The 18,400-nt window shown below is 47.8% G+C and carries 1 protein-coding gene (running past one end of the window); it reads right to left on the bottom strand.

All coding sequences use genetic code 11. The annotated features are described in order from the left end of the window. Positions 1 to 18,400 carry the 5' portion of a non-ribosomal peptide synthetase gene (locus HUZ36_RS03835; protein ID WP_176032038.1) on the bottom strand. 2,762 nt of this gene lie to the left of the window's left edge, so the window shows 18,400 of its 21,162 coding nt (coding positions 1–18,400); it begins with the start codon at positions 18,398 to 18,400; its stop codon lies beyond the left edge, outside the window.

Below are 18,400 nucleotides of genomic sequence, written 5' to 3'. Positions count from 1 at the left end.
CTTTGGTCAGCAATACCACTTTAAATAACGTATCTCCATCAAAGCTAAAGGGTTCTGCACCAAGTTGTTGCGCATGTTCGATTAGTGATTTATCTGTCCCTAAATTGATTACTTCAAAGGGCGCAGGCGCAGTCGCTTCACGAGCATGCTGCCAAAGACCTTGGGTGTCTTGTTTTAGATACACACGTAAGGCTTTGTGACCCTGCCAAAGCGCAGTAACCGCGTGCTCGATACGAGCAAGGTCATAGGTTCCATCAATCAATAACGCCAGCGGCATGTTGTAAGCACTCTTATCACCTAGCAAGCTCTGTGCAATCCAAAAGCTTTGCTGCATCAAAGTCGCGGCTTTACGCTCCACCTGAGGTAACTCTGCCAACTCGGTTTTTTCTTGCGTAAGCGGTTCGTCAGGACCAACCAAAGCAGCCAGTTCACGAACAGTTGCCATTTGGAAAAAGTCACGCATGGCAATTTTGTAATTGAACTGCTTTTGTAAGCGCGATATGACACGAGTTGCTAACAGTGAGTGTCCACCAATTTCAAAGAAGTTGTCGTCTCGGTAAACCACTTCTAAGTCGAGTAATTCAGCAAATACTTGGGCGACAAACTGCTCAGAATTGGTTTGTGGCAATTCGCCCACTCGAGCTTGCAATGCAGCCTTAGGTTCAGGCAATGCACGGCGGTCGACCTTGCCGTTGGCAGTCAGAGGGAAAGCTTCCATCATCACAAAATAAGCAGGCACCATATATTCAGGAAGACGCTGTTGTAACGCGGCTCGAAGTTGCTGTTCACTCGCACGACCTTGGCTGTCCATGATATACGCCACCAAAGCAGTACCTCCCTGAGGCTCTTTGTGCGCCATGACCAACGCTTCATCGACACCTGACATGTCACTTAGCAAGGCCTCGATTTCACCAAGCTCAATTCTAAAACCACGAATTTTTACTTGGTTATCGCAACGGCCGAGATATTCTAAATCGCCATCAACCGTTACCCGTGCCAAATCACCCGAGCGGTAGAGGCGATCTCCATTGACTGTAATAAAGCGATCTGCGGTTTGCTCTGGTAAGTTGAGATACCCACGAGCCAGACCAGCACCTGCAACATAGATCTCTCCTGCTACGCCCACAGGCACTAGGTGTTGATGTTCATCTAAAATCAAAATATCAAGATCGGCTATACCATCACCAATTAAGCTGGCAGTGGCTGTCTGCTCAAGCACATCACTAGCTTGAATGCGACGATGGGTTGCATGTACTGTGATCTCGGTGATCCCATACATATTGATAATTTCAATTTCATCTTGATAACGCTCAAACCAGCCCCGAAGCGCCGTAAAATCGATTTCCTCACCCCCAAGTACCACGCGGCGCACTGGCAGTTGCTGACTACTTTGTAGGTTTTCTCGAACCACTTGTAAAAATGCCGATGGAGTTTGACTTAACTGAGTGACGCCTTGCTCACACAACAGTTGATGGAACGCTTCGCTGTTGCGTGTTGTTTCATAAGGCACCACCACCAATTTACCACCATGTAATAATGCCCCCCAGATCTCCCATACCGAGAAATCAAAAGTGCATGATGAGAACAGACTCCACACATCGTTTTCAGTAATTGGGATCCGTGTAGCGGTCGCATCAAACAGACGCACCACATTGCGGTGCTCTAGTAACACGCCCTTAGGCGTCCCGGTAGAGCCTGAGGTATAAATTACATAGGTTAAATCCTCAGGTTGACAACGCACCGGCGGGTTATCGCTGTTGTGGCTAGACATCATGGTCATTGCCGTATCGAGATACTCGACCGTGCTAAATTGCCCGCTGTACTGAGTATCACCAATCACCAACGTAAGGTCAGCGTCATTAACAATATAATCAATACGCTGCTGCGGATGTGTTGGGTCTAGCGGCACATAAGCACCACCGGCCTTCATCACACCTAAGATTGCAATCAGCATATTAATTGAGCGATCTACACAGACACCCACTAAACTCCCCGCCGTAACGCCTCGTTCAATTAACTGCCAAGCAATACGGTTAGCGTGTTGATTGAGCATTTGATAGCGGATTGATTGTCCTTCACACACAATCGCAATGTGTTGCGGATATTGCGCAGCGATCCGTTCGAATCGGGCATGGGTCGTTTCATCGCACATAAAGTCCTGACGCGGTCGCTGGTATAGCTCACACACCTTACTCGCCACCTCATCACTAAGTAGTGGTAAGCTATCAAGCTGTGCCGTTGGCTGCGCCAACATACGCGCTAGTATCGCGGTAAAGTTAGACATCATGTCAGCAATTGTGCTTTCATCGAATAAGGCACTGCTATATTCCATTGTCAGCCATGTCCCCTCAGATTGAGGCGTAACATTGAGCAGCAAGTCGTACTTAGCTACGTCCAATTGTGGGTCGATGGCGCTTACCTCAAGACCATTAAGCTCCAAGCCGTCATAGGCCAAATCTTGATAGGACAGTACCGCTTGGAATACAGGCGTGCGGCTAGTATCTCTAACCTTTACGACCTCTTGCACAATGCGCTCAAATGGAACTTGTTGATTCGCCATCGCCGCTGCCAATTGACGTTGTACAAGAACCAGCAGCTGCTCGAAGCTCTGCTGCGCATCGAATTGCAACCGCAGTGGCAGCATATTGACGAAGAAACCCACTAATTGCTCAAGTTGCGTCGTCGCTCGGCCCGCCACTGGAGTACCAATAACAATGTCATCTTGGCCGGAGTAACGTCTCAACACAGTGGCAAAGGTCGCCATCATCACCATAAAGCCGGAATAACCTTGGCGTTCATAGCTATTCAATGTTGTCACCAGCGATTGCGGCAATAGGCAGCTATACGTCGCTCCAGCTTCACTGCGGGTCTGCGTGCGAGGTCTGTCGGTATATAACTGCAGATCGGGAGCATCGGCCAATGTATCACGCCAGTAATCCAGCTGTGCGGTAAACGCATGATCATCAAAATGTGATCTTTGCCACTGAGCAAAATCACCATACTGACAGCTTAGTACCGGCAACTCTGGTGTTTGCTGGTCACAATAAGCACGATAGGCCTGTCGTAATTCATCAGCAATAATGGCCAAGGACCAGCCATCCGCCATGGCGTGATGTACATTGATAAGTAGTGCTACATCCTCGCTATCTAGCATAAAGACATCAGCACGAAATACTGGTCCTTGGCGTAAATCAAATGGCGTCGCGGATACCTTAGCCATCATAGCTTCAAGCTCATCCTCAGCGCAGTAGTGCAGATTAAAAGGCACTTTGGCGCTGGGGTCGGCTTGCTGGTAGGCTTGCTCATTGTCTAAAACAACACGGCTTTTTAGCACTACATGACGATTAGCAACCAATTCAATGGCTTTACTTAATGCGTCTAGCCTTACCTTACCGCGCATTCGGTAAGCAAGAGGGAGGTGGTACGCTAAGCTTTCTGGTTCCATATCGTGTAAGAACCACAGTCTTTCTTGAGCAAACGATAAGGGGTGTATCGCGTCAATAGCAGCGGCTTGGATGCGTTCTTGTTGCCCTGCCGCGCCATCGTTTTGAGCTTGTTGTAGCAGCGCTAGCTGATCCCCTAACCGCTGTTTTAGGAACACTTCAGCAATGGGCAGTTCGATATCAAATTCATCTTTTACTCGGTTTACAAGCTGCATAGCAAGTAACGAGTTACCACCTAAGGTAAAGAAACTATCTTGTAACGAGGGCTGTTTACCTAAAAGCTCTTGCCAGATATCAGCAAGCTGTGCAGCTTGACCTTCCAAGACACCGCTACTTGCCAATTGTCCCCAATCTTCTGCACTTGGCGTTGGCAATACTTTGCTGTCTATCTTGCCGTTTGCATTCAACTTAAAGCGCTCAACAAAGGTAATCGTCGACGGCAACAAATAGTGCGCCACTTTATCTGAGAGCCACTGCTGAAGAGATTGGCGAGTTAACGCATGACCTGGTTTTAGCTGCACATAAGCGGCTAAATAAACCTGCTCTTCGTCTTGACGAACTTGAACATAGCTAAGCTCTACGGCGTCATGTTGGTTCACCCGAACTTGCAGTTCTTCAGGTTCGATGCGGTGTCCACGAATTTTCACCTGATTATCAGTACGACCAATAAAGTGCAGTACACCATCGCTATCTTGACTCACTCTATCTCCAGAACGATAGAGTTTTTCTTCACTGTATGGGGTGAAAACAAACGCCTGCTCAGTTAAGTCTGGACGGTTTAAGTAGCCATGGGCGACACCTGCCCCACCGAGGTACAGCTCACCAGGTACGCCCAATGGTAACAGGCTACCGTGGTCATCCATTACTAAGTGATAACTCCAAGCACAGGCACGGCCAAGTGGCACATCTTGACCAGCAAGAACACTTGGTGTCAGCGCAAATGTGGTTGAGAAAATCGTATTCTCTGTCGGTCCATAGGCACTACACAATTGCCCCTGATAGCCACTAGCTAGTAAGTCACGGCAATAGCGGATTGGGATCACTTCACCGCCAGTCCAAAGTACCCGATAGTGATGTAATATTGTCGGGTCGGTTTGCACATATTGATTAAACAAGGCCACCGTCATAAAGCCATAGTCAACGCCATAATTCGCTAAAGCCTGCCCAAAGTCAGCGGGCGACAATACTTGCGAATGGGAGATCACGGCTAAGCATGCGCCACTTAGGAGCGCAGACCAAATTTCGAAGCTTGCGCCATCAAAAGCAGGGTTATTCATAAAGCTAACCACATTATTTTGGGTTAACTCACCTTGCTCTGGGTTAAGCACCAAGCGGCTGATCCCACGATGAGGAGTGATCACGCCTTTCGGCTTTCCGGTAGAGCCTGAGGTATAAATAACATGGGCAACGGTCTCTGATGAGACACTCTTAAACGGCGCAAGGGTAGAATAATGAGTGAGCGCTAAGTCCCTACTATCAATTGAGGTTAACTGGTTACTACTGAGCGTTGCTTTACTGTGCTTATCAACAAATACCAACTGCATTGCTGCTTGCTCGGCCACAAAATCTATTCGCTCTTGCGGCCAAGCTGGGTCTAACGGCACATAACCTGCGCCAGCTTTTATGATAGCCAAGGCATTGATAATCCAGTCTACCGAGCGAGACATCGCGATTGCAACCAGCGTATTTTTTTGCACACCTTGCTCAATAAGATAGTGTGCCAGCTGGTTAGCCTGCTCGTCTAATTGTCGGTAACTCAGTGCGCTATCTTGTTGTTTTACCGCTATACGCTCGCCGTGCTCGGCAACCACATGCGCAAAACCAGAGACGAGATCACTAGGTTCAGCCTGCGCCTCAAAATCGGCTTGTCCCAGCGCCATTAATTGCTCAGCTTGCGCTGCGGACACCAAAGAAAGTGATGCAATGGATGCCGATTGCGCTAAAACAAGCTCTCCAACAAAATGGATAAAGCCATTAACTAGTTGGTCGCCTAGCGCTTTAGGGAAGACATCCAGTGCAAACTCAAATTCACCAAACACCTGTCCTTCACGTTCAGCCATCGCGAGCAAGAGATCGAATTTAGCGGTGTCATGACTCATTTCAAGCTCGGAAAATTGCACCGTCTCTAGCTCAGCTCCCCCTCCTTGTTGGTCAAGCGTAAACAAAGTCTGTACTAAGGGGTTAACACCAGCGATCCGTTCTTGTTCAAGAGCGTCTACTAAATGTTCAAATGGCACATCTTGATGTGCAAGTACTCCTAACCACTGCGATTTAACCTGGGCAAGATAGTCTGTGAACGCAGCTTGATGCTGACACTGACTACGCAGAGGTAAAGTGTTAACAAATAACCCAACTACCCGTTCAAGTTCTGAATGTTCACGACCAGAAACAGGCACTCCAACTATCAGATCTTGTTGCCCAGTTAAACGCGATAAATAGGCATTATATGCAGCTAACAAGACCATAAATAATGATGCATCTTGCTGCTGGGCGAGCTTACTTAACCCAAGGCTAGTAGCATCATCCAAAGTAAATGCAATACTATAGCCAACAAACGAGCGCTGTTGTGGACGGCGATGTGGGGTTGGCAAGCTTAGCACCGTTGTCGCATCACCCAGCGTTTCTTGCCACCAATTGAGCTGCTCGGCAAGCTGCTGCTGATAACTATCACTCATTTGCCAGTGGACAACATCACTGAAGGTGATTACGCTTGGGTTTTGCACGGCTTCACCGCTTAACAGCCCCCGTAAGTCATCAAGCAGTAACTGACTGGACCATGCATCCGTGATCACATGGTGCATCATTAGCATCAGCACTTGCTCACCTTGCTTTGAACGCAACAGGTAAGGTGCAAATAAACTCGCAGCAAAGTCAAAGCTTTGTTCCGCTCGGTCGCGACACCAAGCCATGAGTGCCGCATCGGTATCAAATGTTTTAAGTTCAAGTGCTTGAATATCATCGCTGATATACTGTTGTTGCTGTGCCAGTTGCACCCTTGCTCTTAACATCGGATGTTGCTGCTGCAACTGCTCCATCGCGAGGTTAAGCTGTGCCTCATCCAAGTGTCCATGCACGCGCCACAACGTTGGCATATTGTACAGTGGCGTGCCCGGCTGTAAGGTCTCAAACCACACCATTTGCTGTTGTATCGCACTGAGTGGGAAATGCTGCAGTGGCATGAGTTCATGATGACTGATCTGCGCACGCGCCTCAGGCTGTAACTGAGTGATATATTGTGCCAATGCCTGTGGACTCGGCTGTTCAAATAGGTCTTTAACGGTAAGCGCATTACCTACTTCCAATACACGGCGTAATGTTGAGATCAGGCGCATTGCAAGTAGTGAGTGTCCTCCTAATTGGAAGAAGTCAGACAGCCTACCGATCCGATCGACATCAATTTTTAGTAAGGTCGCCATATGCGCCGCAAGTTCAGACTCCAGTCCCGGTTGGGGCGCTTCACCACGCTCGTCAATTCCCGCCTCCGCTAAATTGGGGAGAGATTTGCGATCCACTTTACCGTTGGCAGTAACAGGGATCTGAGCCATCAAGATATAATGGGTTGGCACCATAAAGTCCGGTAACCAAGCGGCAGCATGACGTTTTAATTCAGCCAATTCAGCGCGGCTTTCTAAATAAGCAATGAGTACCCCGTTTTCGACACTGACGACACAGCGTTTTGTCTCTGGAGCTTGTTCCATCACAGATTCAATTTCGCCCATCTCAATCCGCATTCCTCGGATCTTAATCTGGAAGTCGCGGCGCCCCAGGAACTCAAGCTCGCCAAGATGGTTATAGCGTCCTAAATCTCCTGTTTTATAGAGTCGGCTGCCCGGTTCTCCAAATGGATTGGCAACAAATGCATTGGCGGTTAATGATGGTGCATTTAAATAGCCTCGACCTAATACCACCTCACCTGCAACACAGATCTCCCCTACCGCGCCTTGCGGAACAGGCAGCAGATCGGCATCGAGTAAATAGATGGCCGACTGATACACGGGCTTGCCAATAGGAAGTTGCGCGTAGAACGCTGCCGGTGTTTCTTTCATCACATGCAACGTCACATCATCACTACATTCCGCAGGGCCATAGGCATTCATCATAGGAATATGGGGGTAACGCTTAAACCACCTTCTTGCCATTTCTGGCGGCAGTGCCTCACCGGTAGGAATAAGATGGCGCAAATCACCTAAGCTGTCATAGGCGCCTGCAGCAACTTCATCCATCAGTTGCTGAAGCTGAACTGGCACTGTTTGTAATACCGATACTTGATGACGTGTTAGAGCCTGTAAAAACAGCAATGGGTCAAGCACAGTTTCATCACTGAAAATTGCCACGCAGCCCCCTTTCATCAAAGCGCCAAGGTACTGCCAAACACTGATATCAAACGACAATGCTGCGGTCTGTGCAAAGGTATCGACAGCGCTAAATTTAAGGGTATCTAGCGCCGCCCAATTATGGTTTACCATGCCCTGATGGGTGGTCATCGCCCCTTTAGGTTTGCCCGTTGTACCTGAGGTGAATAACACATAGGCAAGCTGCTCTGGATGTCGCACTACAGCGCTAAGATCAACGTTTTGCGTCGCTCGGTCATTTGGGTGTACCACACAAACGTCATCAAATGGGCCAGCTCTATCTGTGATCACTTGTTTTATATGATGCTCGTCTAACAACATGCGAATTCGCTCGGTTGGTAAACGCGTATCCAGCGGTAGGTAACATCCACCAGCTTTAAATATTGCCAACATCGCAATCATCACGTGGCAACTACGAGTGAGGTGAACTGCAACCGGATGATCCGCCACAGCACCTTGTTGTAATAACACAGCGGCCAGTCGATTGGCTTCGCTGTCTAGCTCTCGGTAGGTCAGGCTACGCTGGCCATCATCAACAGCAATTTTATCACCATATTGTGCGACGACTTCATCGAAGACATCCAAGTAATGTGCATTACGATGTTGAGTCGCGGGCAACGTTGCAAAGTCGTGCCAAATGCTGTTGTCGCCTTGATCAAGTAGCTCAAATTCTGCAATCACCTGTTCTGGCTTAGCACTCGCTTGCTGCAATAGCGTTAAGTACTTGTGTGCAAATCGGGCGATGGTTTCAGGTTCGTATAAGGTAGCGTCATATTCAAAGCGCAAACGTGTACCTTGCGGTAACGACTCAAGCACCACAGTCATGTCAAATTGTGGCTGATCCGCTGGCAAATCGAGTAATGTCAGTGGCTGTCCAGCTAACTGAAGAGAATCACTTGAGAAACTATTTTGCAGATCGAACATCACATTAAATAGCGGTGACTGTCCGCCACGAGAGAGCGCACTCATTACCTCATCATAAGGCAACATTTGGTTTGCCATCATGGCACCAAATTCATGACCCGATTGCTTGATAAGGTCAACAAAGCGCATTTGTGGTGAGTAACGTTGCCGATAAGAAAGCGTATTAACGAACATCCCTAATGTTTGCTCAAAGCCACTTTGCGTGCGACCAGCTGATACGGTGCCAATCACCAAATCTCGCTCACCGCTTGCATGGCTGAGCGCCAAACTAAAGGCACACAAATAAAGGTTAAATGGTGTAACAGCATATCGACTAGCCAGTTGCTCAATTTGAGCCACGACACTCGCTTCCAGATTAATATCATAATAAGCAGCGACAGAGTTACGCTCTGGACGCTTTTGGTGGTCAACCGGTAAGCTAACCCCTTCATTGGCTTGCTCTAAATATGCTTGCCAAAAGGCGCGTTGCGCTTGTGCTTCGGCGCTTTGCATCCAGTTCGTTTGTTGATAGCAATAGTCGTTATAATCCAATGCAAATGGTTCTGCTACAGCAAGTTCACCACCTTCATACGCTACAGCTAAATCATTGAATAACTTGTTTAGTGACCATCCATCCAAGGCAATGTGGTGTGCACTCAACGCTATAAAGTGTCGAGATTGGCTGTTGATTAACGTAACACGTAAAGGACAGTCGCCGGCCAAATCAAAGGCTTTGCTAACACATTGCGCTGCATATCGCTCGACCTCATGTTGATCATCACTATCAAGCTCAACCACTTCAAGCTGGCATGGGTTTCCTGCAATGCGTTGGATCACACCCGCTTGCTCTTCAAACCGTTGACATAGCACCGGATGCATATCGCTCAGCGCTATCAAGGCTTGCTGTAGTTGCTTCGCGTCAAGCGCTGCACATTCAGCCACAAGATTGATGTTGTAAGCTGTACTTGTGGGCTCCAACTGCTGCATAAAATACATACGAGTTTGTGCAGGACTTGCTTGTGAGAATGATTCAGGTGTGGATATTGCAGCAACTTGAGACCGTTCAGCTTGCGTAAGTAACTCGGCTTGCCCTTCGAGCGTTTGCGCCATAAACAACTCAGCAATGCTTAGGTCTGTTGCTAATGCCATCTTCACTTCACTGACCAACTGCATCAGCAAAATAGAGTTACCACCAAGCGCAAAGAAGTTGTCTTTTGCGGTGGGTGTCACCTTTAATAGTTTATGCCAAATGGCGGCTAGTTTTTGCTGCTGTTGGGTCAGTGGCATGTCATCTATCACTTTGCCCCAATCAGCTTCAGTTGGCTCAGGTAAGGCCCGCGCATCTACTTTGCCATTGTGCGTAAGCGTAAATTGCTCAACTAGAGTAACAGTAGATGGAAGCAAATAATGGGCGACACGAGATTTCAGCCAAGTTAGCACTGTTCCACGGTTTATCTGCGCTTGAGGTGTTACTTTGATATACGCAGCCAAATACGCCAGCTCACCGCGTTGTTTCACGACAACAACGCTATTTTCAATGTCTGGGTGCTGATCTAACTGATTTTTTAGCTCTTCAGGTTCTATTCGATGACCACGGATCTTAACCTGATTATCGATGCGCCCAAGGAAATGTATAGTGCCATCAGCTGCCATATACACCTGATCTCCTGAGCGATACAAGTTCCCTTCACCATAAGGGTTTTGAATAAATGCTTGAGCCGTTAGTTCAGGACGAGCAAGATAACCGTGCGCCAATCCTTCACCGGCTAAACATAGCTCACCCGGCGTGCCCAATGGCACTAATTGTCCTGCGGCGTTTAGTATAAGGTGACTACCCCAAGCACAAGCATGCCCAAGTGGCACATCTGTCCCTTGCACCATCGCTAAGGTGATCTCACAGGTTACAGAGAAAATCGTATTTTCCGTAGGGCCATAACCATTACACAATTTGCCTTTAAAACCACTTTCAAGCAGTGCCTTACAGCTCGGAGAAGACACCGCTTCACCGCCAATCCAAAGACGTCGATAGCTGTGTAGCATGCGCGGTTCGGTTTTCACATATTGATTGAATAACGCAACGGTCATAAAGCCATAGTTAATTCCCGTTTGTTCAACCACTTTGGCAAATTCAGTTGGCGCAAGCACTTGCTGCTCTGTCACCACAGCCAAGCAACCGCCGCTTAGCAGCGCCGACCAAATTTCAAATGTCGCGCCATCAAACGCTGGGTTATTCATAAAACTGACCACACAGTGTGAATCTAACCCACCTTCTGCTGGGTTCAGTACCAGCCTGGTGATCCCACGGTGTGGCGTCACAACCCCTTTAGGTTGACCCGTTGACCCTGAGGTATAAATAATATTGGCAACACTGTCAGCAGTTACGCTCTTAATTGGCGCCGTGATTGCATAGTCATTTAACTGAGGAAGCAGAGTGGGCAAAGAAAGTGACGAGACTTGCTCAGACAACGACTGCTCAGCAAATGCAATATTAATATTGGCCTGTTGTAAAACAAAGTGAATGCGCTCTTGCGGCCAGCGCGGATCAATAGGCACATAAGCCGCACCTGTTTTGATTATGGCTACTGCTGCAAGGATCCAATCCATTGAACGAGGCATAACAATAGCAACATTACCTCCTGCCTGAACCCCACTTTCAATCAAGTAATGAGCTAATTGGTTAGTCACTCGATCAAGCGCTTGATAACTTAGAGTTTTATCTCCTTCACGCACGGCAATTCGCTGTGGATACGCGGTGGCGCTGGACATAAAACTGCTGATAAGATCGCATGAAGTATGCTGAGGAGATACCAAAGACTGACCAAGCTTAAGCACTTGCTGTTGCTGCGCCGTATCAATAAGTGGTATCGCCGCTAATGGTTTGTCTGCATCTTGAACCACTTGCTCAACAAAATAAGCAAAGCCATTAACAAGTGCCTGCGCTTGAGCGTCATGGTAAAGATCGCTAGGAAGCTCAAAGCTCCCCTGACACAGCTGACCATCATAAGACATCGATAACAGGCAATCGAATTTGGCGGTATCGTGATCTGTGACTATTTCAGTGCAAGTCAATCCACCAAAAGTTTGCGATGCGCCACCTTGTTCAAAGTTGAACATCAGCTGCACAAGAGGGTTAATACCCGCGCTTCGCTCAACACCTAAACCATCAATAATAGCTTCCAGTGGGGCTTGTTGATGCGCAAGTATCTCTAACCATTGTTGCTGTGTTTTTGCCAAGTATGCTGTAAAACTGAGCTCAGGCTGGCACTGGGCTTTGAATGGCAGCGTATTCACAAACAAGCCAACTACCTCATCAAATTCAGTGCGGTCACGGCCTGCAACAGGCACCCCAGTTATTAATTGTTCAGCCCCTGTCAACAGCGACATATAAGCCGTATAGCAGCTTAGCAATAAGGTAAATAAGCTAACTTCAGCATCCTGCGCCAACTCAGCAACCGCGCTAGATGCCTCAGAAGACAGACTAAAACTCCACGTTTGACCTTGGAACGTACGTTGCGGTGGACGCTTTTGCGCCGTAGGTAACGCCGACACATGCGGTGCATCATGTAAGTAGTCGCACCACCAAGATACCGCTTCTTGAACCTCTTGCTGATAGCTCGCTTGCTGCTGCCAATTCACCAAATCAGCGTAATGATAGGTGTTTGTGTCTTGCACTGGCTGATTGCTGTAAAACGCCATCAAATCCGCCAACATCACTTGGCTTGACCAAGCATCCGAGATCAAATGATGCATATTAAATACTAATACCTGCTCACCACTTGGCCAGCAAAGTAAAATGGGCTCGAACAAGCCAGCTGACAGATCAAATGGCTGCTTGGCTATCAACTTAACTGCTTGCGACATAGAGGTGGTTTTGGGCACTTGAGTCACAGTCAGTGGTTGATTGTGTTCAGAGATAAACTGTAGGTTGTGGGCCTCATCAATACGTGCGCGCAACATCGGGTGTTTGCGTTGTAAAAATGTCACCGCGGCCTCTAGTTTGGCACTCTCTAGCTCGCCATGAATTTGCCAAGCATTAGGCATATTATAAAGCGCGGTGCCCGGCTGCAGTTTCTCAAACCACAACATTTGCTGCTGCGTTTGTGTTAATGCAAAATGCTGGTTATCGGCAAGCGTTACTTGGGCCAGTACCTCACCCGGTGCAATAGTCGATTGGGCAACAAACGTGGCCAGTTCGCTTAAGTTAGGATAATCAAAAATCGCCTTAACGGTTGCTTTTTCGTTGAGTGAATAGTGCTTACGTAAGGCAGAAATTAGCTTCATCGCCAACAGTGAGTGTCCACCTAAGCGAAAGAAATGCGCATCGCGGTACACTTGGCTTACTTCTAAATCAAGCAGTTGCGCGTATTGCTTTGCCAAATACTGCTCAATTTCCCCGCAAGGTGACTCACCCACTTCCGTTGTTCTAACTTGTGCCAATGTTGGGAGTGCTTTTCTGTCTACTTTGCCGTTGGCAGTCACAGGCAAATTATCCATCACCACAAAGTAGCTCGGCACCATATGCTCTGGCAGTTGCTCCTGTGCATGTAGGCGCAGTGTATCGACGCTTAATTCACTTTCCAGATATGCTAATAAGAGCCCTTGTTCAGCACATACGATACAACGAGCTGTGTTAGGTGCCATTTCCATCACAGACTCAATCTCACCAATTTCAATCCGCATACCACGGATCTTAATCTGGAAGTCGCGACGACCAACAAACTCCAATTCGCCTGCAAAATTAAAGCGACCTAAATCACCGGTTTTATACATTCTGCTGCCAGGCGCGCCAAACGGGTTTGCCACAAAAGCATTGGCGGTCAGTGCTGGAGCATTCAAATAACCGCGTCCAAGTACCACTTCTCCTGCAATACAAATTTCACCGATAGCGCCAACAGGTACCGGCTGCAGTGCTTCATCTAAAAGATATACACCACACTCAGTAATGGGTTTCCCAATAGGTAAAACGCTTTGATGAGCAGGAGGCGCTACAGATAAATGATGCAACGTCACATCATCACTACATTCTGCGGGGCCGTATGCGTTAAACATTGGAATGGAATAATTATCAAACCAAGTTCTCGCAAGACTTGGAGGCAGCGCTTCTCCGGTTGGGATCAAAATGCGTAAGGCAGCAAGCGGGTCATGTGCCAATTGCGCTGCTTGATCTATAAGTTGTTGCAGCTGCGCAGGCACCACCTGCAACACACTCGCGTTATAATGTGCTAGCGCTTGCAAGAATAACAAAGGGTCGAGCACTTCTTGGTCGCTTAAAATAGCCACCCGAGCACCACACATTAATGGTGCTAAATGCTGCCACACGCTAATGTCAAAAGATAATGCAGCCGTTTGCACAAAACAGTCAGAAGTTGAGAATGACAGTTCGTCAAGCAATGCATAATTGTGGTTCACCATACCTTGATGGGTTGTCATTGCCCCTTTTGGCTTGCCCGTGGTGCCAGAAGTAAATAGCGTGTACGCCAATTGAGCAGCAAAGCGTGGGATCTGTGTTAACTCTATGGTGTCACAACCAACTGCGTCCGAATCCACAACAGTAACGCCAGTAAACGGACCTTCACTGTCGCTAATCACAAACTCTATGCTTTGATCTTCGATGAGACTGCGGATCCGCTGCGCAGGTAAGCGCATATCAAATGGTAAATAACTGCCACCCGCTTTAGCAATGGCTAACATTGCCACCAGCACTTTATGACCGCGCGCTAGATGGACCGCAACGGGTTGCTCTAGCTTCACTCCAGCCTCAACTAAAGCCCTAGCTAATGCGCAAGCCTGTTGGTCTAGCTGAGTGTAAGTCAGTGTTGTATGACTGTCTTGAACCGCGATAGCATCAGCAAACTCAGCTACACTGGCGTCAAAGGCGTCGAGATAGTGCTGATGGGGATACGAATTAGCTCGAACCGATGCATAGTTATCTACAAGCTGCTGCTCTTGGCTAGTAAGCGCCATTAGCTCGTATAGGGGTTGTTCTGGATGTTCGCATGCTCTGCCGATTAGCTCACGATAAGCGGAAATAAAACGCACAATCGTGGCTTCTTGATAGAGGCTCGCATCATACTCACAAATAATGTTAAGGCCGTCATGCTGAGACTCTAAAGTGACCGTCAAATCAAACTGGGGGTCATCAACACGCATCCGCGTGCTAGACCAGTTCCCTTCACTGTTGCCGCCCCAAGTGATTGCGTTTTGCATATCAAACATCACGTTAAACAGGCTTTCACTGCCACTAATGCTATGCTGCACTCGCTCATAGGGTAGCTGTTGCTGTGCAAATGCTCGCTGATTTTCCGTGCCGACTTGTTTGCAGATTGCTTGAAAACTATTGCTAAGATCAACACTGAAGTTTAGCGCTAGCGTGTTGACGAACATGCCCACAGTATCAGCAAACCCGCCCCATTCACGACCAGCAACAGCAGTACCTAAAGTAAGCTGCCTTTCACCATTTTGATAGCCTAGTTGCGCATAAAAAGCACTGAGGAAAACGTTAAATGGCGTTAGCTGCCAGCGCTTAGCCAGCTCAGTTACCCGCAGATTAATATTGTTACTGATCACTTGTTTATGCACAGCTGCACGTGCCTTATGATCCGCTTTTTTCGCAAAATCAAACGGCAATGCACTGCTAGGGTTATGCTCAGCTAAGTATCGAGACCAAAAGTCGGTACTCAACTCGGCCTGCTCACTGGTTAACCATTGCTGCTCTAGTTGGCAATAGTCGTCAAAAGCGCGGGCTTCTTCGTTGTGTTCAGCACCATGATAAAGGCTATGTAGTGTCCGTAAAATAATATCTAGTGACCAGCCATCCACGATGCTGTGGTGTGCACCAATATATAACGTGGCACTATTATTATGAGTTAACAAAGCAACCCTAAAGAGACAATCTGTGTTTAAGTCATACACCTGCTGATTAAGTAAGTGCAGCTGTGTATTTACGTCTTGCTCGCTAGTACAGGCATGCTCTGTTACGCCATCAAAACGACGTGTTTCGCGCCATAATTTACCATCATAAGCAAAGCCTTGTGTCAGCACTTCATGTTGATGAATTAACTCGTTTACCGCGACAGCTAACCGTTTTGCATCAATGGGTGTCTGGCTCGTTAATGTTACTCCTAGGTTATAGGCAACACTATGAGGGTCTAATTGCTGCATAAAGTACATCCGCTGCTGCGCCGCTGATGCGAGCTTTTTACCGGTAGCACAAGCGGCTTGAAGCTCGACGTTACGCAATGGCTGCAGATGTAAGGCCATTTCATGTAACCTTGGGTGTCTGCTAATACAAGCAGGGTCTAATTCAAAGCCGTGTAAATAAGCATGATGAACAAGCTTCATTGCAGCGATGGAATCACCACCCAAGTGATAAAAGTTGTCGGTTCTGCCTACCTTCACCTCGAGCACGGTTTGCCATAACGTCGCCATCGCAGCTTCTAACTCACCTTGTGGGGCGATGTATTCAGATTGCTCGCCACGATCAGCTGCGCTCGGCTCAGGCAAAGCTGCTTTATCAATCTTGCCGTTGGCATTTAAAGTAAAGCCAGAAACTTGAGTAATACTAGACGGTAACATGTATGGTGGAAGACGCTCAGCAAGCCAAGATAACAGCTCGGCTCGGCGCTCCACCGACAATGTCGTCGTATTGGTAAAACATATAAATGCGGCTAGATACTTTTGGCCGTTGCGCGTCATAACACGAACATGACTTTGGGCAATATCAGGGTGTTGACCGAGTTGCACCTGTACTTCCTCAGGTTCAATACGATGTCCCCGGATTTTTACTTGGTTGTCAGCACGTCCAACAAAGTGCAGTACGGCATGTTCATCCATCCACACCAAGTCACCAGAGCGATACATAGTACCTAAGTTAAATGGATCACTCACGAATGCTTGTTCTGTTAATGTTGGTGCGGCTAGATACCCTTCCGCTAATCCATCACCCGCTAAGTAAAGTTCGCCGGTGACACCAAGTGGAAGTAGCTGCCCCTGAGGATCCAGCACATAATGATTGGAATAGGCACAGGCGCGTCCCAATGCAACCGAGTTTTGCTCCAGCGCTAACTCATCAAGCAGATGCGTGGTAGAAAACACCGAGTTTTCTGTGGGTCCGTAGCAGGCAATCAGTTTCCCTGAAAATGAATGTTGTAATAGGCGACGACAGGTTTCGACAGGGATCACTTCTCCACCGAACCACAAAGCCTCGAGACCACATAAGATGCTCGGATCAACTTGCACATACAAATTCACCAGCGCTACGGTTAAAAAACTATGCGTGACACCATGCTGAGTAAGTGCATTACCAAAACGCCTTGGATCTTGAACCTGCTCTTGTGAAATAACGGCCAACGATGCCCCATTTAATAGCGCCAGCCACATCTCAAAGCTACAAGCATCAAATGCGGTATTATTACAAAAGGCAACCACACTGCTTTGGTCGGTATCAACATGGTCTAAGTTGAGTGCAATACGATTGAGGCCTCCGTGCTTTAATATCACACCTTTTGGCTTCCCCGTAGAGCCCGAAGTATACAAAATACAAGCTCGAGTACTCGGGTCCAACTCACTTATCACAGGTTCAATAGCCGCTTCACTTAACGCTGTTTTATCAAGGTTTATTACCGCAACGTCGGGCACTCGCAGAGTAAAGCTTTCCCCGCACACAAGAGCGGCAAATTGACACTGTTCATGCAATAAAGTCAGGCGCTCTATGGGAGTATTTAACGCAATCGGTACGTAGGCGGCGCCCAGTTTAACGATTGCCAAGCACGTCTCAACCAGTGCAACTGAACGTGGTAGCGCCACCGCTACGGTATCTCCACTAGAAACACCAAGCCCCTGTAAGATGTGCGCCAATTGTTCACTGCGCTTGTCCAACTGCTCATAGGTAAGGTGAAGCGCTTCCTCTCGTACTGCTATTTGCTGCGGATGAGCTGCGACTCTTGCCCGAAAGACACTGACTAAGTCGCTGATCTCAGCTTTTGCCTGGTAGCTTGGCTGTCCAAGCTCTAGCAATGTTTCTGCTTGCTCTCCAACCAGGGCTAAGGTGTTTAATGGCGCTTGCGGTGTCGAGGTTGCAGCCTCTAAAAAACCTAAAAAGCCGCTAAATAGGCTATGAGCAATCGCTTCACTGTAAAGTGCGGTTGCAAATGACATCTCACAGCTATATCCAGATTCGGTATGGCGCAAACATAATAATATCGCCATTTGTGACAAGTTGACTTCAGCGCTTTGGCTGCAACTGGCAAATCCAAGTTGTGTAAATGCAGAGCAACCGGCATGACTTTCTAGTTCATGTTGCTGCGCCATCTGGCTAAGCGCTTCATTTGATACGGGCGCAGCAGAGGCTAAAGTGGTCTCACATTCTCTAATTGCCTGAGAAAAGTCTGACGTAAAGTCAATATTGAACAACGCTATTTGCTGCGATAGAGGTGCAGCCTGTACTGCAAGCACTTGCTCAGAATGCAGGGTAAGTCTTGCTAAATAAGCGATAAACGCGGTGAGCAAAGTACTGCTGGCGGATGCTTCAGTTGCACTTAGTAAGCTTGAAACATCGGCTACATAGTGCGTATGCTCATGATTTGCCGAATGCTGTGTATTTTCTGAGGCCGGTATCGCTGAGCGAAACCCACGTTTCGCTTGACTTTCGAACCAGCGCGCTGCTGTCGATAATTGCATTGAAGTCTTAGAATTATTGTTCAT

Origin of the sequence: Pseudoalteromonas sp. McH1-7 (assembly GCF_013366255.1) — a bacterium.
Lineage (GTDB): Bacteria > Pseudomonadota > Gammaproteobacteria > Enterobacterales > Alteromonadaceae > Pseudoalteromonas > Pseudoalteromonas peptidolytica.
Note: the sequence above shows the minus strand (reverse complement) of the source record. Positions and strands in the feature narration are given on the sequence as shown.